Below are 18367 nucleotides of genomic sequence, written 5' to 3'. Positions count from 1 at the left end.
GTCCGGCAGCGGTTCGACCGGCATGAGTGGCGGTTCCGGCACGGGCATGGGCAGCACCGGCGGCAGCACCGGCCTGGGCGGCAGCGCCAGCAGCGGGATCGGCAGCACCGGCACCAGCGGCACCACCGGAACGACCGGCAGCGGCACCGACACGTCCCGGTCCTGACCGACAGGCCGCCGTCCCCGATGAAGGGGCGGCGGTCGCTTCATGTCATGGATTGCGGGCTTCCGGTCCGGGCAAGTGGGACCGGGGTCATTCGTGCAACGAGTTTTCCGTCCGTGGAAACGGGCGGCTGAGGCCACGCGCGCCCGCAAGGCCGAAGCGCCAGGGCAGGTCCTGCGCCTTGCTGATGCCGATGCGCGTCCCCACCAGCAGATCGGGCGGCGAAGACGCAAGCGTGATCGTCAGGTCAGGCCCGTCCAGGGGCGCGCCGTCATCCTCGGGGCGGACGCCAAGCGCCTGGGTCAGGCGGCCTGGGCCGTTGCAAAGCTGGTCGCTGCCGCGCCGGGTCCGCATGATATCGACCCCCTGGTCGGGCGCGATCGCACGGATCAGCGCGGCCTCGCCCGGCCGCCCCACGACATTCAGGCACAGGTGGATGCCATAGCTGCGATAGACATAGGCGTGCCCCGCAGGCCCGAACATCGCGGCGTTCCGGGGGGTCGGTCCGCGAAAGCTGTGGGACGCAGGGTCGTCCTGGGCGTAAGCCTCGGTCTCGATGACGATGCCGCCCACGCCGCGCACCAGAAGACGCGCCCCGATCAGGCGGCGCGCCAGCCCGGGCGCATCGAGGCCCGCGATCTGCCCGGCAAACGGCACCGGAGTCACGCGGGCACCGGCCTGCCGGGCAGCGCCCGGCGATCTGCGGAGGTCACTTTGTCAAAGGACACGAAGCCGCCCCTGGCTGTCTTGGATTTCGCCGTCATCCCATACCCGGGCCCCGTGTCCCCGTCCATCCCGGCCTTCTCCAGGCCGTCCAGGGCTGCGCCCCGTCACCACGGGATCGGGCTGCCGAAACGGTCCAGGAAGGCCCCGCTTTGCGCCGGGTCCAGCCGGTCGATCGTCGCCAGCAGGGCCGAGGCCGCCTCCTGCGGTTGTTGCACCTGCAGGCCGGTCTTTGCGAAACCGTCCGACAGGGGCGTGGCCACCGTGCCGGGATGAAAGGCCACGCAGATGGCCCTGGGATGCGTGCGCCGCAGTTCCACCGCCGCCGTGCGCGCGACCTGGTTCAGCGCCGCCTTGGACGCGCGATAGGAATACCAGCCCCCCAACCGGTTGTCGGCGATGCTGCCCACCTTGGCCGACAGGACGGCAAGGACCGCCCGCCGGTCGCGCGGCAGCAAGGGCAGGAAATGCTTCAGGATCAGCGCCGGGCCGATGGCGTTGACGGCAAAGGCCCGCGCCATCGCGTCGGCGTCCAGGGCGCGGATGGTCTTTTCCGGCTGCATCCCCGGTCCGTGCAGCACCCCTGTCGCCACCAGGATCAGCCCCGGCGTGCCAAGCCGGGCCACGCGCCCTGCGGCCCGCGCGATGCTGTCTTCGTCCGTCAGGTCCATGTCCCGGCGCGACAGACCAACCACCGTCCGGCCCGCCGCCTGCAACCGGTCCATCAGCGCACCGCCGATGCCCCCCGACGCGCCGATCACCACCGCCAGGTTGTCCATTCCATCCTCCGCCCGTGGGTTCTCCTCCCTTTGCTCAGGGCAGCAGCACGACCGAGCCTTGCGTGCGGCGGTTTTCCATGTCGTCCTGCGCCTGCGCGGCCTGGTCCAGCGGATAGGTCGTGACCTGCGGCGGGGCCAGGGTGCCGTCGGCCATGGCCGCGAACAGCCGCCCGGCCGCCGCCCGGTATTCATCCGGGTCCGCCGTGTAATGCGCGATCGACGGGCGCGTCAGGAACAGCGACCCCTTGGCCCCCAGCAACGACACCGCCAGCGGCGGCACGGGACCTGAACTTTCGCCGAAGCTGACAAGCGTGCCGCGCGGGGCAAGGCTGTCCAGCGACGCCGCAAAGGTGTCTGCCCCCACGGAATCATACGCGACCCGCACCCCGCCGCCCCCGGTGATCTGCCGCACACGGGCGGCGATGTCCTCGGCGCCCGACACGATCACATGGGCGCAGCCGTTGCGGCGGGCGGCGTCCGCCTTGGCCCTGGATCCGACGGTGCCGATCACCTCGGCGCCGATGGATGCCAGCCACCGGCAGGCGATGGAGCCGACGCCGCCGGCCGCCGCGTGGAACAGCACCCGGTCGCCCGGCGCGACCGCCACGCAGCGGTGGATCAGGTATTCCGCGGTCAGCCCCTTGAAGATCATCGCCGCCACCGTGGTGTCGTCGATATCGTCCGGCACGCCCAGGGCGCGTGCGACAGGCAGGTTGCGCGCCAGGGCATAGGCGCCCGGCGGCCCGCCGACATAGGCAACCCGGTCGCCAGGCGCGAAGCCGGTGACGCCTTCGCCCAGGGCGGTCACATGGCCCACCCCTTCGACTCCCAGCCCGCTGGGCAGGGACAAGGGCGCGCCATAGATGCCCTTGCGGTGATAGATGTCGATGAAGTTCAGCCCGATGGCCAGATGCCGGACCTGGATTTCGCCCGGTCCCGGCGAAGGCAGTTCGACATCCTGCAGCGACAGGACATCCGGTCCCCCGAACCGGGACAGGCGAATGGCGCGGGTTTGTGTCGTCATGATATCCCCTCTTGTCCGGTGCGACTGTGGCGCGAAATGACGGGTCCGTCGATGCCCGTCTTGCGGACGGGCGGCGGACCGGCGGCATTGACAAAGATCAATGCAACCTTCCCCCGGCCCGACCGTTAAGCCACGTTATCTGGTGGGGGGATCATATGCCCGGATGGATCGTTGCGATCTCCGATTACTGTTCGCAGGTTCCGCCCAGCATCCCCGCCCCCGCCGACCCCGGTTTCTGGACATCGGCCATGCCTCCGTCGCGGCGCCCCCGCCCGGCCGCCGTGAAGGTGACCGGCGGCTATCTGGAACGCCTGCCCCTTGCCGCGGTGGCCAGCGGCGCCGTGGATCATGCGGAAATCTGGACCTTTGCGGGACGCGACGGCGAATCCGACCGCGACCACGGCTTGCCCGACGGCACGCCCGATCCCGGCAATGGGGCGCTGACACGCCGCGTCTTCCGCGCCGATGGACCCGCCCCCCATGGATCGGCCGAGGCGGTCGATTTCATCCGCACCGTCGGCGCGCCCGACATCCTGTGCGTCTGGGGATTGGGCGTCGATGCGGCGCTGCTGGATGCCTGCGCGGGTTCGCTGAAGATCTACAATTCGATCGATGCCCCCGCCTTGCGGATCCCCGATGATCTGGCGTCGCGCTTCGACCTGTTCCTGACCGGGGCCGAGTGGCAGTCGCGCGAGATCGAGGCCCGCGTGCCCGGCGCCCGCACCCTGGTGCTGCCCATCGGTCCCGCCTTCGCGTCCGGCCAGACGTTCTTTCCGACCGGCGCGGACAAGGACCGCGACGTCGTCTATGTGGCCTGCGCGCAGCCCTACAAGCGCCACGACATCCTGTTCGACGCCATGGTGCGGCGCCCCGGCACGCGGGGTCTGTTGGTCGTGGGCTATGGCCATCAGGCCGACGAGTTCCGCGACCGTGCCGCGCGCGAGGGGCTGGATCTGGAAATCGTCGGCCCCCCCGGCATTTCCCATGACGAGGTCAACCACCAGATCAACCGCGCCCGCGTCGGCGTGGTCTGCGGCGTGGATGACGGCGCGCCGGCGATCCTGACCGAATACCAGCTTGCGGGCCTGCCGGTCCTGGCCAATGCCCGGCTGTCCTGCGGCCTGCAGTTCGTCACGCCGGAAACCGGCCTGGCCGCCCATGAAGGCGCCGACTTCGCCGAGGCGCTCGATGCGCTGCTGCGCAACCACGACCGATACGACCCGCGCCCGGTGGCACTGTCCCGCTGGGGGTGGCAGCCGTCCATGGCGGTGCTGACCGAGAAGCTGACCGAAATCCGCAACGCAAGGATGGTGCGATGAACAATGCCAACCCCCTGTCACCCTTTGCGCTTGCGGTCCGGCCCGCGCTGATCTGCTTTTCCCATCTTCGCTGGGATTTCGTCCTGCAACGGCCGCAGCACCTGATGTCGCGCTTTGCCGGCGAATACCGCCTGTTCTTCTGGGAGGAGGCGATCCCCACCGACCACCACCTGCCCTATCTGGAATTCCACGCCTTCGAGGGCACGACGGTCCAGTCGATCCGCCCCCGCGTCCCCGCCCGCTGGTCGCCCGAGGATCAGGCCCGCGCGCTGTCGGACCTGCTGGACCAGATGATGGGCCTGGCGGGCATCCATCGCCCGGTCCTGTGGTTCTATACGCCGATGATGTGGCCCATCGCCGCCCATGTCGATGCGGCGGCGGTCGTCTATGACTGCATGGACGAACTGTCGGCCTTCCGCTTCGCCCCGCCGGAACTGGCCACCAACGAAGCCGCGCTGATGAAGGCCGCCGATCTGGTCTTTACCGGCGGCCATTCGATCTTCGAGGCGAAGGCCGACCGGCACGGCGACATCCATCCCTTTCCGTCATCCGTCGATACCGCCCATTTCGCCCGCGCGCGGACGGGGCTGGCGGAACCGGACGATCAGGCCTCTCTGCCCGGTCCCCGGCTGGGCTATTACGGCGTCATCGACGAACGCCTGGACCTGGGCCTGATCGCCGCACTTGCGGGTGCCCATCCCGACTGGTCGATCGTGATGATCGGCCCCCTGGCCAAGATCGGACCCGAGGATCTGCCCCGTGCCCCCAACATCCACTGGCTGGGTCAGCGCGCCTATGACCAGTTGCCGGCATATCTGTCGGGTTGGGACGTGGCCCTGATGCCCTTTGCCCTGAACGAGGCCACGCGCTTCATATCGCCCACCAAGACGCCGGAATACCTGGCCGGGGGCGTGCAGGTCGTGTCCACCCCCGTGCGCGACGTGGTGCGCCATTACGGCGATCTGGCGGCGGTGCGGATCGCGGCGGACCCGGCGGCCTTCGTGCGGGCCTGCGAGGACGCGGTCGCCTGCAAGGATGCCCCTGCGGAATGGCGGGATGCGGCGGACAGGATGCTGGCGGATCTGAGCTGGGACAACACCTTCCGGCAGATGCGCGGACACCTGGACCGTGCGCTTGGCAAGCCGGACCTGGCCCCGGTCGTGAAGCTGCCCAAGCCCGCCATCCTGCGCGGCGCCAAGAAGCACGACGTGACGATCTGCGGCGCGGGCTTTGCCGGATCCGTCCTCGCCCGCCAGTTCGCCGAGGTATCGGGCAAGCGCGTGCTGCTGGTGGACAAGCGCGACCATGTCGCGGGCAATGCCTATGACTGCCTGGACGATGCGGGGATCCTGATCCACCGGTACGGGCCGCATATCTTCCACACGAACAGCGACGACGTGTTCAACTGGCTGGGCCGGTTCACCGAATGGCGACCCTATGAACACCGGGTGCTGGCACAGGTGGGCAACAGGTCGGTGCCGATGCCGATCAACCGCACCACCCTGAACGCGCTTTACGGCCTGAACCTGCGTTCCGATGCCGAGGCCGAGACCTTCCTGGCCAGCCAGGCCGAACCCGTCCGCGACATCCGCACCTCGCGCGACGTGGTCGTGAACGCCATCGGGACCGAGCTTTATGAGACGTTCTTCCAGGGCTATACACGCAAGCAATGGGGGCTGGATCCGTCGCAACTGGACAAGTCTGTGACGGCGCGGGTGCCGACGCGGACGAACACCGACGACCGTTACTTCACCGACAAGCACCAGGCCATGCCGCGCGAGGGATACACGCGGATGTTCGAACGGATGCTGGACCATCCGGGGATCGAACGGGCGCTTGGCACCGATTTCCACGACCTCGAACCCGCCGACAAGGGCGGGCTGGTGGTCTATACCGGACCGATCGACGCCTATTTCGGGCATCGCTTCGGCACGCTGCCCTATCGCAGCCTGCGCTTCCGGCACGAGACGCTGGACCAGCCGCAGTTCCAGCCGGTCGGCGTGGTGAACTTCCCGGCCGAGGACGTGCCCCATACCCGCATCACCGAATACAAGCACCTGACCGGGCAAAGCCACGCCAGGACCTCGATCAGCTATGAATATCCCTCGGCCGAGGGCGATCCCTATTACCCGATCCCCAGGCCGGAAAACCAGGAACTGTTCCGCCGCTATGATGCCTTGGCCGCCGCCGAACCCGGCGTGATCTTCGCGGGGCGGCTGGGCAGCTATCGCTATTACAACATGGATCAGGTGGTGGGGCAGGCGCTTGCCATCCATCGCCGCCTGGGCGCACGGCAGGCGGTCCCGGAAGCGACGGCCTGATCCCTGATGCGGTGCCTGATGCTGACCGACAGCCCCGATCCGTCGGGCGTGGGCGAACACATGCTGACCCTGGCGGCCAGCCTGCCGCCCGGCATGGCGACGCTGGCCTTTCCCGACCATGCGGCGGGTGGGGGCCTTGCTGCCAGGGCAGGGGCCATGGGTCTGTCCGCCACCGTCTTTGACCTGGACGATCCCGCCGCGGCCATTGCCGCGTCGCCTGCGGAAATCGTGCATGTCCATGCCGGCATCGGGTGGGAAGGCCACGCCCTTGTCGCGGCTGCGGCACAGGCGGGCAGGGCGGTGATCCGCACCGAACACCTGCCCTGGCTGCTGACCGATGACACCCAGGTCGCCCATTACGCCAAGGCCAGCCGGGACGTGGATGCGATCATCGCCGTGTCAGAAGCGGCGGCGACGGAGTGGCGGGCGGCGCTTGCGGGCATGGCGCCCGACCTGCCCGTGCACGCGGTTCCGAACGGCACCCAGGCGCCACCCCTGCTCCACCGGGGCGGCGACGGGCTGGACCTGCTCTGTGTCGGCCGCTTCACACCGCAAAAGCTGCACCGCACGCTTCTGGTGGCGCTTGCGCGCCTGCACCGGCGGGGCGTTCCGGCGCGGCTTGCCTTGGCGGGCGATGGTCCGGGGGCGGCGCGTCTGGCCCACTGGGCCGCGCGGCTGGGCCTGGCGGATGCCGTCCGCTTCCTGGGCCGCAGCGACGACGTGCCGGCGCTGATGGCCGCGTCCGATCTGTTTGTGCTGCCTTCCAGCTTCGAGGGGCTGCCCCTGGTCCTGCTGGAAGCGATGTCCATGGGCCTGCCCGCCGTCGCCACAGACGTCACCGGCTCGGCCGAGGCGCTTGGCCCAGATCACCCCTGGCTGGTCCCGCCCCGCCGGTCGCGGCCTTTGGCCGACGCCATGGCGCAGGCGTTGACCGATCCGGCCCGCCGCGCCATCGTGGCCCGCGACGGACAGGCCCGCTGGTCGAAATGCTTCACCGCCGCGCGCATGGCGGCGGATACCGTGCAGATTTACCGACATGTATTGCGCCAACGGAACGAGGACGGAATGACCAAGACAAGGCTGGGCTTCATCGGCGCGGGGGGCATCGCGCATCGCCATTTCGGCGTGCTGCGGACCATGGAGGATGTCCATATCGCCGCCGTCTGCGACCCCGACCAGGGCCGCGCGGCCCAGGCGGCCCGGGACACGGGCGCCGTCGCCTATGCCGACCACGAGGCCATGCTGGCGGCCGAGGATCTGGACGCGGTCTTCATCTGCGTGCCGCCCTTTGCCCATGGCGCGCCGGAACGCGCCTGCATTGCCAAGGGCTTGCCGTTCTTCGTCGAAAAGCCCCTGTCGCTGGACATCGACCTGGCCCAGCAGATCGCGGCCGAGGTCGAGAAGGCGGGCCTGATCACCGCCGTCGGATACCACTGGCGCTATCTGGACACGATGGACGAGGCCCGCGGCCACCTGGCCCGGAACCCCGCGCATCTGATCCAGGGCTTCTGGCTGGACCAGACGCCGCCTCCGCAATGGTGGTGGGACCAGGACCGCTGCGGCGGCCAGGTCGTGGAACAGGCGACCCATGTGATCGACGCCGCCCGTTTCCTGGCCGGCGACGTGACCGAGGTTTTCGGAATGGCCGCGCGCCGCGACCGCGACGACTTCCAGGGCCTGACCGTGCCCACCGCGACGGCCGCCACGCTGCGCTTTGCCAGCGGCGCGATCGCCAACCTGTCGGCCACTTGCCTGCTGCGATGGAACCATCGGGTCGGGCTGCACGTCTTTGCCGATGGCATGGCATTGGAGATCAGCGATCACGACATCATGGTGGACGTGGGCCGGGGCCGTCCCGTGCGTCCTGCCCAGGGCGATCCCGTCTGGCGCGAGGACCGCGACTTCGTCGAGGCGGTGCAGGGCCGTGAAAACCGCATCCGCTGCCCTTACGCCGAGGCGCTGATGACCCATCGCGTCGCCCTGGCGATCGCCGAATCCGCCCGCGACGGCGCCCTCGTGAAGATGGAGGGGCTGCGGGCTGACCCGCAGCCCATCTTTCGTGCGTCCGCTTCGCAAGGTTCCGTTGATGCCGCATGAGCATCGCCATATCCGGTCCCTGGGCATCGAACGCCCGCATGAACCCTATTTCTTCGGCTATGACGAAGGCCCGGCGGGCGACGGGCAGCTGCGGCTGGATCTGCTTTACACCGGCCTGTCGGCGGGGACGGAACTGACCTTCCTGAAAGGCTCGAACCCCTATCTGCACAGCCGCTGGGACGACTGGCAGGGCCTGTTCATCCCGGGCGAGCCGTCCGCGCATTTCCCGGTGAACTTCCTGGGCTATATGGAGGTGGCGAAGGTCATCGACGCGCGTGCGCCGGGCTTTGCCAATGGCGACGTGCTGGCCACCACCTTCGGCCACAAGACCGGCCACACCGCGAACCCCGCCCATGACCTGCTGCTGAAGATGCCCGACGGGATGGACCCGATCCTGGGCATCTTCGTGGCGCAGATGGGACCCATCGCCGCCAACGGCATCCTGCACGCCGACGCCGACCAGTTCGGCGCGAATGTCCCGAACCTGGGCGCGGGGGTCGAAGGCCGCCCGGTCCTGGTCTGGGGCGGCGGCACGGTGGGCCTGTTCTGCGCGCTGTTCGCCCGCCAGGGCGGCGCATCGGAAATCGTCGTGGTGGACCCCTCGCCCTTCCGCCAGGACATCGCGCGCAAGATGGGTTTCATCGCCATGGGCGAGGACGAGGCGGTGCGTTACGCCAAGACCGCCTGGCACCACAAGACCGGCGGACGGGGCGCGGAATACGTCTTCCAGACCCGCGCGCGATCCGACAGCCTTCACCGCTGCCTTCAGGCCCTGCGTCCGCAGGGGACGGTGATCGACCTTGCCTTCTATCAGGGCGGCATGGACGGCGCCCGGCTGGGCGAGGAGTTCCATCACAACGGCCTGGCGATCCGCTGCGCGCAGATCAACCGGATGCCGCGCCCGGTGGCCCATGCCTGGGACCAGCGGCGGCTGGCGCAGGAAACGCTGCGGCTGCTGGCGGCCGAAGGCGACCTGATCCGGCGGCACATGATCACCCATGTGGTGCCTTACGATGACGCACCGGATTTCCTGCGCCGCCTTGTGGCGGAGCGCCCGGACTTCCTCCAGATCGTGTTCGAGGCAGCATGAACGCGGATGACACCCTTGCCTGGGGCACCATCCCCCCCGAGGTCTTTCCCCAGCCCCATGACGGCCACCGCCTGATCCGCATCACCTTTGTCATGGCCTGGCTGGTCGTGGGCGGCGAGGAAACGGAAATCCGCCTGCTGGCCCGCAACCTGCCGCGCGACCGTTACCGCATCACCGTCATCCCCTGCTTCCGCAAGGAGGGGATGCCCGACCAGACCCATGGACAACTGGCGGATCTGGGCGTGCATGTCGATACCACGCCCTATGGCCTGGGGTTCGACGACACAATCGACTATCTGCGCCGCAAGCTGGCGGGGGCCGATGTGGTCGTGTCCTGCCAGAACGTCGCCGACATCTATCCCGCGCTGGAACGCATGGCGCTGCGCCCGCCGCTGATCGAACACGGGGGGCTTGTGTCCGAGGCCCTGGCGGGGCCCAAGCATTTTACCGCGCGCTATGTCGGCGTCTGCGACAGCATCCGCGCCGCTGCGGCGGGCAGGATGCCCGACCGACCGGGGGATGCGCTTGAAATCCCGTCCATGGTCGATCTGGGCGAATTCGATCCCGCTGCGCGCGGTCCCATGCGCGCGGCCCTAGGGATCGGCGCCGATCAGGTGCTGATCGGCTGGGTCGGCCGCCTGGACCGCAAGAAGCGGGTCGAGGATTTCATCGCGGCCGCCCTGCATGTCGCCGACATCGACCCCCGTGCCCGCTTCGTGATCGTCGGCGGACCCGACGCCTTCATGCCGGAATACGAGGGGGAACTGCGCCGCATGGCCGAACCTCTGGGCGGGCGGATGATCTTTAACGGCGACCGCAAGGATGTGCCGGACCTGATGTCGGCCATGGACGTCTTCTGCTGGCTGTCGCGCGGCGAGGGGATGCCCCATGTCATCGCCGAGGCGGGCGCGGCGGGCCTGCCGGTCATCGCCACGCCCGACAATGGCGCCCTGGAACAGATCGCCGACGGCGTCAGCGGCATCTTCGTGCCCCACGAAGACCCGCAGGCAGTGGCGCGGGCCATGATGCGCCTGCTGGCCGATGCCCCGCTACGGCGGCGGATCGGGGCCGCGCTGCAAGCCCATGTCCACGCCACCTATTCCGCGCAGGTGGTCGTGCCGCAATGGCGGGCGCTGATCGACAGGGTCCTGGCCGAACGCCGGCCCGCGCCCGCGCCCGCGACCTTCGCCAGCTTCACCCTGGGCGGGTGGGAGGCATCGACCCACCGGTTGCGCAACGGTCGCCGGCTGGATCTGATCGGGGCCATCGGCCACGACAGCCATGCCGCGCAGGATTACCGGCAACTGGCGGATCTGGGCATCAGGGCCTGCCGCGACGGTGTCCGCTGGCACCTGGTCGAGACCGCGCCGGGCCGCTACGATTTCTCCTCCCTGACGCCGATGATGACGGCCGCGCGCGACACCGGGACGCAGGTCGTCTGGGATCTGCTGCACTATGGCTGGCCCGATGACCTGGACATCTGGGGCGCGGCTTTCGTGGACCGTTTCGCCCGCTTTGCCCGCGCCGTGGCGCTTCATCACCGCGACCTGACGGACGCCGTGCCCTTCTGGTGCCCGGTGAACGAGATCAGCTTCTTCGCCTGGGCGGGGGGCGACGCCCAATACCTCAACCCCTTTGCCGCGCATCGGGGATATGAACTGAAATGCCAGCTTGCCCGCGCATCCATCGCCGCGATGCACGAACTGCGCGCCGTCGATCCGCGCGCGCGCTTCGTCCATGCCGAACCCCTGCTGGCGATCCACCACGACCCGCAGAACGGCCGCCCGCTGTGGGAAGCGCATGGCTATCACGACGCGCAGTTCCAGGCCTTCGAGCTGATCTCGGGCCGGATGTGGCCGCAGCTTGGCGGCGATCCGTCCTTCCTGGATATCGTGGGCGTCAATTACTATTGGAACAACCAGTGGATCCACGGCGGCCCGCCCATCGACATGGACCACCCGTGGTATCGCCCCCTGTCCGACCTGCTGGTCGAGGTCGCCGCGCGGTACGACCGCCCCCTGATGATCGCCGAAACCGGGACCGAGGGGGCACGCCGCGCGTCATGGTTCGCCTATGTCCGCGACCAGGTGGCGCGGGCGCGCGGACGCGGCGTGCAGGTTGAGGGGATCTGCCTGTATCCGGTGGCCAACCATCCCGGCTGGGACGACGACCGGCTGTGCCCCAACGGTCTTCTGGGCCACGACCCGTCGGGCGGATCGCGATCCGTCGAATGGTCGCTGGCGCAGCGGGTCATGCAGACCGGTCATCACCCCGCGCACATGGAACCGGCACCCGCCTAGGCCGTTCCAGATCCGACGCAGGACGGAGGCGGGACAATGGCGCCAAGGGCGAACTGGAAGGGCTTTCTGAAGGTCGGAGAGGTCAGTTGCCCGGTGGCGCTTTACACCGCCGCCTCGACATCGGACCGGATCGCGTTCCACACCCTGAACCGCAAGACCGGAAACCGGGTCCGCCGCGTCTTCGTGGACGAGGACACCGGCAAGACCGTGGACCGCGACGATCAGGTCAAGGGATACGAGGTCGCATCGGGCGAATATGTGGTCCTGTCCCCGAGCGAGATCGCGGCGGCGGTCCCCGAAAGCGACAAGACGCTGTCCATCACGGCCTTCATCGGCTGCGACGACATCGACGACCTGTATTTCGACAAGCCCTATTACCTGGCTCCGACCGATGCCGAGGCCGCCGAGGCCTTTGCCCTGATCCGCGAAGGGATGCGCAAGAAGAAGGTCGCGGCCCTGGCCCAGACCGTCCTGTTCCGCCGGGTGCGCACGGTGCTGATCCGCGCCCATGACGACGGGCTGATCGCCACCACGCTGAACTTCGACTATGAGGTGCGCGACGCCGAGGATGTCTTTGCCGACGTGCCCGACATCGAGATCGCGGACGAGATGCTGGATCTGGCCCAGCACATCATCAAGACCAAGCGCGGCACCTTCGATCCCAAGGATTTCGACGACCGCTACGAATCCGCCCTGGCCGAACTGGTCCGCGCCAAGATCGAGGGCCGCAAGATCCAGCCCCGGAAAGAGGCAAGGCCCGAACCCGTGGTCGATCTGATGGAGGCCCTGCGCGAAAGCGCGGCCATGGCCAAGCCCCGCCGCCAGCCAAGCGCCAAGCCCCGCAGCGGGGGCGCCAGGCCCAAGGCGCCGTCCCGCAGCCGCAAGAAGGCCGGCTAGGCCATGGCGGGGACATCCGGGGCGGGGCTGGACACCTATAACGAAAAGCGCGACTTCACCCAGACCAGGGAACCGCGCGGGCGCAAGGCGCGCAAGGCCGGCAAGTCCTTCGTGATCCAGAAGCACGCGGCGACGCGGCTGCATTACGACCTGCGGCTGGAAATGGACGGCGTGCTGAAAAGCTGGGCCGTCACCAAGGGTCCAAGCCTGGTCGCGGGCGAAAAGCGCCTTGCCGTTCATGTCGAGGATCACCCGCTGGATTACGGCAGCTTCGAAGGCACCATCCCCAAGGGCAACTATGGCGCGGGCGCGGTCATCGTCTGGGACCGGGGCACATGGGTGCCCGTGGACGGCGACTATGCCAAGGGTAAGCTGGAGTTCGAGCTGAAGGGCGACAAGCTGTCGGGCCGCTGGCATCTGGTCAGGATGCGCGGCAAGCGCGGCGAGATGCGCGAGAACTGGCTGCTGATCAAGTCCGACGACGAGGCCGCCCGCCCCCCCGACGCGCCCGACATCCTGACCGAACGGCCGGAATCGCTGAAGACCGGCCGCACGGTCGAGGAGGTAGCCGAAAGCGCCGAGGAGAAGCCGAAACCGCCCAAGAAGGCCCGCCGGTCGCGCCCCAAGGACGAAGGTGCCCCCGCCGCCCGCGCCAGAAAGGCGGCGATGCCCGATTTCATCGAGCCCGCGCTTGCCACCCTGCGGCCCGCGCCCCCGATCGGCGCGAAATGGCTGCACGAGGTGAAGTTCGACGGCTATCGCCTTCAAGCCCGGCTGGAAGGGCAGGAGGTTCGCCTGCTGACCCGCAGCGGCCTTGACTGGACCGACCGCTTCGGGGCCGAGGTGACGGACGCCCTGTGCGCCTTGCCCGCCGAAAGCGCCATCATCGACGGCGAACTGGTGGTGGAATCCGGGGCGGGGGCGTCCGATTTCCCGGCCCTCCAGGCGGATCTGTCCGAGGGGCGCAACGACCGCTTCGTGTTCTATGTCTTCGACCTGATGTATCTGGACGGCCATGACCTGCGCGACGTGCCGCTGATCGAACGCAAGGGGATGCTGGAAGGCTTGGTGGGCACCGATCCCGGCCGGGTGCGATACAGCAGCCATTTCGGCGAGACCGGCGCCATGGTGCTGCGGCACGCCTGCCGGCTCAGCCTGGAAGGGATCATCTCCAAGGAAGCCGACGCGCCCTATCGGTCGGGTCGCGGCAAGACCTGGATCAAGTCCAAATGCTCGGCCCGGCAGGAATTCGTGGTGGCGGGCTATGTGCCCTCGACCACCTCGGACAAGCTGGTGGGGTCGCTGGCCCTGGGGGTCTTCGATGACGGCAAGCTTGATTATGTGGGCCGCGTCGGCACCGGCTTTTCCGCCACCCTGGCCGCCGACCTGCGCACCCGGCTGGAGGAGATGCGCATCGACCGCAGCCCCTTTGCCGGGAAGCTGACGGCGGACGAGGCGCGGGGCCTGCGCTTCGTGCGCCCCGAACTGGTGGCCGAGGTGGAGTTCCGCGCATGGACCGCCGACGGGCTGCTGCGCCACGCGTCCTTCCGGGGCCTGCGCGAAGACAAGCCCGCCACGGATGTGGTGCGCGAAGGCGGCCCGCAGGCCGATCCGCCCAAGGCGCCGCGCCGCCGCGTCGCGCTGACCCATCCCGACCGCATCTATTGGCCGGGCGAAGGCATCACCAAGGAAGGGCTGGCGGATTACTATGCCCAGGTCTGGCCCCGGATCGCGCCCTTCGTCACCGGCCGGCCGCTGGCCCTGCTGCGCTGTCCGGGCGGCATCAAGGGGCAGCGGTTCTTCCAGAAGCACGCCTGGAAGGGCATCAGCAAGCACATCGCCCTGGTCAAGGATCCCAAGGCCAAGGCCGAGGAGGCGATGATCGCCATCAACGACCTGGACGGGCTGATGGCCCTGGTGCAGTCGGCCGCGCTGGAAATCCACCCCTGGGGGTCCACGGTCGCCGACTGGGACCATCCCGACACCATCACCATGGACCTGGATCCCGGCGAAGGCGTGCCCTGGGACGCCGTGATCGCCGGCGCGCAAGAGGTCCGGCAGCGCCTGTCCGATGCCGGGCTGGAAGGCTTCGTGAAGACATCGGGGGGCAAGGGGCTGCATGTGGTGGCGCCCCTGACGCCCAAGGCGGACTGGCCTGCCGTCAAGGCCTTCACCAAGGCCCTGGCCGATGCCATGGCGGCGGATTCGCCTGAGGCCTATGTCTCGACCATCACCAAGTCGAAGCGCAGGGGCCGGATCCTCATCGACTACCTGCGTAATCAGCGCGGCATGACGGCGGTGGCCGCCTATTCGACGCGCGCCCGCCCCGGCGCGGCCGTGTCGATGCCCGTGGGCTGGGACGAGTTGGACCAGATCGGCCCGGATTACTTCACCCTGACGAACACCCCCGCGCGCCTGGATGCCCTGACCCGCGATCCGTGGGAGGATTTCCGCCCCGCCGCCTGTCCGCTGGACTTCAAGCCGCCGCGCGCCCGCAAGCGGTGATCAGCGGCTGCTGCGGCGTCCCTCGGCCTGGATGCTTTTCTTCAGCGCGGTCATGATGTCGATGACATTGCCGTCCTGCGGGGGCTGGGGCTTGGGCCTTGCGGCGCGTTTCTTGCCCTTCTTCTTGGCGGCGATGATGTCCAGCAACCGGTCCTGAACCGGATCGCTCACCATCTCGGTTTCCCAGGCCGTCGTGCGTTCGTCGATCAGCTTGCGCACCAGGGTCATCAGCTTGGCCTCGGGCTTGTCGTCGGCGACCTTGCCGAAATAGTCGGCCTCGTCGCGCACCTCGTCCCCGTATCGCAGGGTCCACAGCACGATCCCCTTGCCGCGCGGCTTCAGCATCACCGCCCGTTCGCGCCGATACATCACCACGCGGGATATGCCCACGGTCCCGGTCGCCGCCATGGCGTCGCGGATCACGGCGAATGCCTCCTGACCCACCTCGTCCCCCGGCAACAGGAAATGCGGCCGGTCATACCACACCCAGCCGATCGAGTGATCGGGCACGAACATGTCGATGTCGATGGTGCGGGTGCTTTCCAGGCCGACGGCCTCGATCTCCTCGTCCTCGAGGAAGATGTAATCGTCCTCGCCGCGCTCGTATCCCTTGACCTCGTCTTCCTCTCGGACCGGCTTTTCGGTGACGGCATCGACATACTGGCTGGTGACGCGGTTGCCGGTCCTGGCGTTCAGCGTGTGGAAGCGGACCTTTTCGCCCTCGGTCGTGGCAGGCATCATTGTCACCGGGCAGGTGACCAGCGACAGCTTCATGTAGCCTTTCCAGAACGTGCGCGGCGCCATGGCGGAATTCCTTGAAGGGGTGTGGTCAAACGGATGCAGGCCGCGTTTGTTCCTTGCAGCGCCGCGGGGCGGCGGTGGTCACAGGCTGTCGGGGACGCAGCGGTCTTCCCGAAGCCGCAGCAGGTTGTGGACATGGGTTGCCGCGATCTCGCCCTGCGACATGGCGACGGCGATCTGGTTCAGGCCGGTCACCACATCGCCCGCCGCGAAGACCCCCGGCATCGAGGTCTGCTGATGCGCGTCGGTCTGGATGCGGCCATCATCGGCCAGGTCCAGCCCCAATCCGGCGGCCAGGGCGTTCTGCGGATCGTTGCTGAGCCCGGAATAGACAGCCGCGAAACGCAGGTCCTGCCCGGTCGAAAGGCCGACCCGGACTTCCTCATGCCGGAAATCCCAAGATTCGACAGGCTCCTGAAGAATTCGGACCTCAGCCTTGGCCAGCTTGTCCATCACCCTGTCGGACAGGTCCAGGTCGTCCCCCAGGGTCAGCATCGTCACATGGGGCGTATAGTGGCGCAGGAACAGCGCCTCGCCCGCCGCGCAGGCGGCCGTTCCGATCACCGCGACCGGCTTGTCGGTCAGCTCATAGGCGTCGCAGACCGGACATTGCCGGATCAGCCCTTCGCGGACGTGATCAAGCGCACCCTCGATGGGCGGCAGGCGGTCGCGGATGCCGGTGGCCAGGATCACATGCGATGCAGTGACGTCGCGCCCCGCCGCGATGCGGAACCGTTCGTCCGGCATCGGCACGATCCCGGTCGCCTTTTCCGCGATCGTGACGGCGCCGAAGTTCTGCAGCTGGTCGCGCATCCGCGCCAGCAGGTCGTTGCCCCGGATCCCGTCGGGATAGCCGGGGTGGTTATGGGACCGCGGGATCAGGGAGGCACGGCTTTGGCCCGCGTCGATCAGGACGGTCCTGCGGCGGAAACGCGCCAGATAGATTGCGGCGGTCAGCCCCGCAGGGCCGCCGCCGATGATGGCGCAGTCGAAATCCTCCGCCGCCATGGTTCAGATATCGGCCCGCTGGTCGCTTGCCGAAAGGGCGATGTACTGGCGCACCACGTCGGGCAATCCATCGTGGATGTCCGAAGCCATGGCCAGTTCCTCGTCCAGGTTCTGCTTCAGAAGGGGCAGGGCCTGGGTCATGTTGGCCTGTTCGGCCGCGGTCATCAGCGCGGTATAGGCCGCGATCTCGAAATGCTCGAAGGCGAAGTTCGCCAGCGAGTTCTTCAGGATCTCGTCGGTGGTCATGCTGTGGGTGACGGCCGCCATCGACCCGCTGAGCGACAGCATCGTGTCCTTCAGCCCCGAGGCGGATTCGTTCACGCTTTCCAGGATCTGGTCCAGGCGCTGGATCTGGACCTCGGTCTCGCGGATATGGCGGTCCAGCAGGGCGGACACCTGGGGATAATGCTCCAGCCGGTTCAGTTGCGGCTGCATGATCGAAAGCGCCTGGTTTTCCATGGCGTGCGCATTGCGCAGACCGTCGATGAACACGTCATAGGCAGCGTCTGTCATGGTCTTGACCTCTTTGGTAAAGGTTGCCGGCGTGCCGGCCTGAGCCAGAAGAACCATTCCCGCCTGCATCTGTTCCGGTTTGGCAGGCGAATAAAGGTTAATCGGTTCCTGCCGGGGAAACGGGATGGATCCCGCCTGCGTTGAAGTCCCGCACAGTTGGGAAAGGAAAAGCCATGGCAAACCAAGGCAGGGGCCGCGCCCAGGACCGTCGCAAGGTGGCGGGCGGACAGGACCACGAGGTCCGATACGAGGCCGAGAAGATGGACGTGTCCAGGGACGAGGTGCGCGAGGCCGTCAAGTCCGAGGGCAACAGCCGCAAGAAGGTCGAGGAGAAGCTGAAAAAATAGGCCGCCAAGAGGCCGCCTCCAGGCGGTCTATCTCTGCTTGGGGATGATGCTGATGCCGCCGCTGACCTCCAGCACGGCGGCGTCGATGTCGTCCAGTGTCTTCAGTCCCTGCTGTTCGCGCGCGGATTCCAGGACATCGCCGACGCTGACGCGGGCGCGCCGCATCGCCTCGGGGTCGATCTTGCCGTCGCTGATCAGCACCGTGGGATTGCCGTCCAGAAGCGAGCCCAGGCGCGGCGACCAGCCTTTCAGCCAGGCCAGCAGCACGTCGGTCGCAAACAGCGTCAGGATCAGCACGACCGCGTTGCTGATGGAAAAGTCGTCGCCCAGCAGGGCCTGTTGCGTCGTCTCGGCGATGATCAGCAACAGCACGAAATCGAAGGGCGTCATCTGCGCCATGGTGCGGCGTCCCGAAAGGCGGGTGGCGACCAGCAGGACAAGATAGATGGAGATGCCGCGAATGACCGAATCCATGGTTTC

General features: G+C 68.1%; 16 protein-coding genes. 8 read left to right on the top strand and 8 right to left on the bottom strand.

Annotated features, from left to right (window positions below; all coding sequences use genetic code 11):
- The 4 genes from CK944_RS23305 to CK944_RS17640 form a co-directional block, all read right to left on the bottom strand.
- The coding region (locus CK944_RS23305) for a hypothetical protein (protein WP_192877773.1) at nucleotides 1-210 on the bottom strand (210 nt) is incomplete at its 3' end.
- Between the two features lie 43 nt (nucleotides 211-253).
- Nucleotides 254-820: a DNA-3-methyladenine glycosylase gene (locus tag CK944_RS17650; protein WP_103174398.1), complete on the bottom strand. Its 567-nt coding sequence runs from the start codon at nucleotides 818-820 to the stop codon at nucleotides 254-256.
- Nucleotides 821-993: 173 nt separating this feature from the next.
- On the bottom strand, nucleotides 994-1665 hold the full coding sequence (locus CK944_RS17645; protein WP_103174392.1) for an SDR family NAD(P)-dependent oxidoreductase: 672 nt from the start codon (nucleotides 1663-1665) through the stop codon (nucleotides 994-996).
- Between the two features lie 34 nt (nucleotides 1666-1699).
- The gene (locus CK944_RS17640) at nucleotides 1700-2689 is read right to left on the bottom strand and encodes a quinone oxidoreductase (RefSeq protein ID WP_103174391.1); all 990 of its coding nucleotides are present in this window, start codon (nucleotides 2687-2689) and stop codon (nucleotides 1700-1702) included.
- Between the two features lie 155 nt (nucleotides 2690-2844).
- Between CK944_RS17640 and CK944_RS17635 the strand changes: the two genes are divergently transcribed.
- Genes CK944_RS17635 through ligD form a run of 7 tightly spaced genes read left to right on the top strand, consistent with a single transcriptional unit; the run spans nucleotide 2845 to nucleotide 15218 of the window.
- On the top strand, nucleotides 2845-4008 hold the full coding sequence (locus CK944_RS17635; RefSeq protein WP_205049089.1) for a glycosyltransferase: 1164 nt from the start codon (nucleotides 2845-2847) through the stop codon (nucleotides 4006-4008).
- Nucleotides 4005-6329 carry a UDP-galactopyranose mutase gene (gene glf / locus CK944_RS17630; protein WP_205049088.1) on the top strand — a complete coding sequence of 775 codons (2325 nt, stop codon included), beginning with the start codon at nucleotides 4005-4007 and terminating at the stop codon, nucleotides 6327-6329. The genes CK944_RS17635 and glf overlap by 4 nt, the downstream gene beginning before the upstream one ends.
- Before the next feature lie 18 nt (nucleotides 6330-6347).
- Nucleotides 6348-8426 carry a glycosyltransferase gene (locus tag CK944_RS24300; RefSeq protein WP_205049087.1) on the top strand — a complete coding sequence of 693 codons (2079 nt, stop codon included), beginning with the start codon at nucleotides 6348-6350 and terminating at the stop codon, nucleotides 8424-8426.
- The gene (locus tag CK944_RS17620; RefSeq protein WP_103174389.1) at nucleotides 8416-9516 is read left to right on the top strand and encodes a zinc-binding alcohol dehydrogenase; all 1101 of its coding nucleotides are present in this window, start codon (nucleotides 8416-8418) and stop codon (nucleotides 9514-9516) included. The genes CK944_RS24300 and CK944_RS17620 overlap by 11 nt, the downstream gene beginning before the upstream one ends.
- Entirely contained in the window at nucleotides 9513-11816 is a 2304-nt protein-coding gene (locus CK944_RS17615; protein ID WP_103174388.1) for a glycosyltransferase family 4 protein, read from the top strand. Before CK944_RS17620 ends, CK944_RS17615 begins: the two co-directional genes overlap by 4 nt.
- Before the next feature lie 36 nt (nucleotides 11817-11852).
- Nucleotides 11853-12713, top strand: coding sequence for a Ku protein (locus CK944_RS17610; RefSeq protein WP_103174387.1), 861 nt, complete (start codon nucleotides 11853-11855; stop codon nucleotides 12711-12713).
- A gap of 3 nt (nucleotides 12714-12716) precedes the next feature.
- The gene (gene ligD / locus CK944_RS17605; RefSeq protein WP_103174386.1) at nucleotides 12717-15218 is read left to right on the top strand and encodes a DNA ligase D; all 2502 of its coding nucleotides are present in this window, start codon (nucleotides 12717-12719) and stop codon (nucleotides 15216-15218) included.
- Here ligD and CK944_RS17600 read toward each other — a convergent pair whose 3' ends face one another.
- The 3 genes from CK944_RS17600 to CK944_RS17590 all read right to left on the bottom strand — a co-directional run bounded on the left by CK944_RS17600 (nucleotide 15219) and on the right by CK944_RS17590 (nucleotide 17540).
- The gene (locus CK944_RS17600) at nucleotides 15219-16022 is read right to left on the bottom strand and encodes a Ku protein (protein ID WP_103174385.1); all 804 of its coding nucleotides are present in this window, start codon (nucleotides 16020-16022) and stop codon (nucleotides 15219-15221) included. It abuts the gene before it with no gap.
- A gap of 78 nt (nucleotides 16023-16100) precedes the next feature.
- Entirely contained in the window at nucleotides 16101-17027 is a 927-nt protein-coding gene (locus tag CK944_RS17595; protein WP_103174384.1) for an NAD(P)/FAD-dependent oxidoreductase, read from the bottom strand.
- A gap of 3 nt (nucleotides 17028-17030) precedes the next feature.
- Nucleotides 17031-17540 (bottom strand): ferritin-like domain-containing protein, encoded by a 510-nt coding sequence (locus tag CK944_RS17590; protein ID WP_103174395.1) that lies wholly within the window; start codon nucleotides 17538-17540, stop codon nucleotides 17031-17033.
- Between the two features lie 173 nt (nucleotides 17541-17713).
- Between CK944_RS17590 and CK944_RS17585 the strand changes: the two genes are divergently transcribed.
- Nucleotides 17714-17887, top strand: coding sequence for a DUF3606 domain-containing protein (locus CK944_RS17585; protein ID WP_103174383.1), 174 nt, complete (start codon nucleotides 17714-17716; stop codon nucleotides 17885-17887).
- A 27-nt stretch (nucleotides 17888-17914) separates the two neighbouring features.
- Here the strand turns inward: CK944_RS17585 and CK944_RS17580 are convergent, their stop codons facing one another.
- Nucleotides 17915-18361: a DUF421 domain-containing protein gene (locus CK944_RS17580; protein ID WP_103174382.1), complete on the bottom strand. Its 447-nt coding sequence runs from the start codon at nucleotides 18359-18361 to the stop codon at nucleotides 17915-17917.
- Nucleotides 18362-18367 lie beyond the last annotated feature (6 nt).

The sequence above is a fragment of the Paracoccus sp. SY genome (genome assembly GCF_002901215.1).
Lineage (GTDB): Bacteria > Pseudomonadota > Alphaproteobacteria > Rhodobacterales > Rhodobacteraceae > Paracoccus > Paracoccus acridae.
The sequence above is the reverse complement of the archived record's forward strand: the minus strand, read 5'-3'. Positions and strand labels throughout refer to the sequence as shown.

Excerpts from the sequence above, each read along its gene's own strand:
- CK944_RS17610 (WP_103174387.1), top strand. The coding sequence starts at position 11,853 with ATGGCGCCAAGGGCGAACTGGAAGGGCTTTCTGAAGGTCGGAGAGGTC.
- CK944_RS17590 (WP_103174395.1), bottom strand. The coding sequence starts at position 17,540 with ATGACAGACGCTGCCTATGACGTGTTCATCGACGGTCTGCGCAATGCG.
- CK944_RS17640 (WP_103174391.1), bottom strand. The coding sequence starts at position 2,689 with ATGACGACACAAACCCGCGCCATTCGCCTGTCCCGGTTCGGGGGACCG.
- CK944_RS17580 (WP_103174382.1), bottom strand. The coding sequence starts at position 18,361 with ATGGATTCGGTCATTCGCGGCATCTCCATCTATCTTGTCCTGCTGGTC.
- CK944_RS17620 (WP_103174389.1), top strand. The coding sequence starts at position 8,416 with ATGCCGCATGAGCATCGCCATATCCGGTCCCTGGGCATCGAACGCCCG.
- ligD (WP_103174386.1), top strand. The coding sequence starts at position 12,717 with ATGGCGGGGACATCCGGGGCGGGGCTGGACACCTATAACGAAAAGCGC.
- CK944_RS17615 (WP_103174388.1), top strand. The coding sequence starts at position 9,513 with ATGAACGCGGATGACACCCTTGCCTGGGGCACCATCCCCCCCGAGGTC.
- CK944_RS17585 (WP_103174383.1), top strand. The coding sequence starts at position 17,714 with ATGGCAAACCAAGGCAGGGGCCGCGCCCAGGACCGTCGCAAGGTGGCG.
- CK944_RS24300 (WP_205049087.1), top strand. The coding sequence starts at position 6,348 with ATGCTGACCGACAGCCCCGATCCGTCGGGCGTGGGCGAACACATGCTG.
- CK944_RS17635 (WP_205049089.1), top strand. The coding sequence starts at position 2,845 with ATGCCCGGATGGATCGTTGCGATCTCCGATTACTGTTCGCAGGTTCCG.
- glf (WP_205049088.1), top strand. The coding sequence starts at position 4,005 with ATGAACAATGCCAACCCCCTGTCACCCTTTGCGCTTGCGGTCCGGCCC.
- CK944_RS17595 (WP_103174384.1), bottom strand. The coding sequence starts at position 17,027 with ATGGCGGCGGAGGATTTCGACTGCGCCATCATCGGCGGCGGCCCTGCG.
- CK944_RS17600 (WP_103174385.1), bottom strand. The coding sequence starts at position 16,022 with ATGGCGCCGCGCACGTTCTGGAAAGGCTACATGAAGCTGTCGCTGGTC.
- CK944_RS17645 (WP_103174392.1), bottom strand. The coding sequence starts at position 1,665 with ATGGACAACCTGGCGGTGGTGATCGGCGCGTCGGGGGGCATCGGCGGT.